Here is a 1,471-nt window from a genome sequence, read left to right as displayed (position 1 = left end):
TGGGAGACCTCGGTGCGCCAAGAGGTGATGGTGCCGAGGCCGCCCTGGGTGAAGGCGACGATGGTGGCGTTGACAGCCATCGCGTGCGGGGCCCCGCCGCGCCCCGGGCGCGGCCGCCGAGCTCCTGCGGGTCGCGTTCCAGCAGCCGTCCGGCAGCGTCCAGCCCGGCCGGGGTCAAACTCCACAGCTTCTGCGACGGCTCCCCGGTCCGGTCCGGCGCCCCGAACCTCCCCGCCGGGCCCGCCGTATTGCCCTCCGACACCACCTCGCCCTTCGCCTGAAGGACTAGCAAGGCGTTGCGCATCACCTTGTTGTCCGACAGGTGCGGACGCACCAGGTTCAGGATCTGGGTGGCGGTCGCCACCTTCAGCACGCCCAACACCTTTAGTACTGCAACCGCATGTGGGGGTGATGGCCTCGGCGTTGGTAGTGGCATCTGCGGGCGCGGGCTTGGCTGATACGTCGGAAGCGTGACCAGTGCAGATGATGGTCGTTGTCCAGGTGCTGGGGCGTGAAGACGAGGTGCCCGATCATCCGGCGGATCTCCGGGACGCTGAGAGGTATGAGGTCGTGCTCGTCGCCAGCGTTGCCCCCTTTGTGGTTTCTGCGGCGCGGATGGCGGTCAGACAGGCGAGAGCGGCCATCGCCAGGGTGATGTGCCGGTACCAGGCCCGGAACAGCCGCACCTGGTAGTGGTCCAGGCCGCATTCGCCCTTCGCGATCTGGAAGCATTCCTCCACCTGCCAGCGCGCGCCCGCTACCGTGACCAGGTCCTTCAACCGGGTCGTGGTGGGCCCGTAGCAGACGTAGTAGGCGATCTTGGTCGGATCGGTCAGACTGCGGCGGGCGAGCACCCAGTGTCCGAACCCATCAACCCAGTTGGGCCGGATCGCGATGCGGGCCCAGTGGTAGATCCTGTGGCCGTGGGCGCCGGCCCCGGCCGAGATCCGCTTCCATCCCTGCGCGGGCAGCGCGGCCACCAGGTCGTCGACCCGCACTTCCCAGCCGTCGGTCGTGGTCACGGTGTCGTTGAGCTTGGTGGCCAGCACATGCGCCACCTTGCGTTCCTCCAGCCACATCCTGAAGTCCTTGACCTGCCCGTATGCCTCGTCCGCGGTGACCCACGCAAACGGCACCCGCGCGTCGATGGCACGTTGCAGCATCCACTTGAGGTGCTCGGTCTTCGTGGCGAACGGCACCTCGTCGCCGATCCCGGCCGCACGGCATCGTGCCCGGTCGTCCGTCCAGGACTGCGGGACGTAGAGTTCCCGGTCGATCAACGCCCGCCCCCTGGCTGAGGCATAGGCCAGAAACGTCCCGATCTGGCAATTCTCGGTGCGGCCCGGGGCCCGTAATTGAATAACTGTCAGGGGCGATCTTCGGTGGGAGTGGCTCGGGCGTGTAGTTGATCCAGAGTGCGGGCGGCTGGCCCGGGGAGGGGCGTGACGAGGATCTGGTGGAGGTCCAGGAG

General features: G+C 67.8%; 1 protein-coding gene and 1 pseudogene. Both read right to left on the bottom strand.

The genetic code is table 11. The annotated features are described in order from the left end of the window. Positions 1–373: hypothetical protein (locus tag O3X23_RS43850; protein ID WP_269280995.1), on the bottom strand; the 373-nt coding region annotated here is incomplete at its 3' end. Positions 374–530: 157 nt separating this feature from the next. After that, positions 531–1,343 (bottom strand): annotated as a pseudogene (locus O3X23_RS43845) (IS701 family transposase); the annotation flags it as partial. Positions 1,344–1,471 lie beyond the last annotated feature (128 nt).

Origin of the sequence: Streptomyces sp. H39-S7 (genome assembly GCF_027158205.1) — a bacterium.
GTDB lineage: Bacteria > Actinomycetota > Actinomycetes > Streptomycetales > Streptomycetaceae > Actinacidiphila.
Note: the sequence above shows the minus strand (reverse complement) of the source record. Positions and strands in the feature narration are given on the sequence as shown.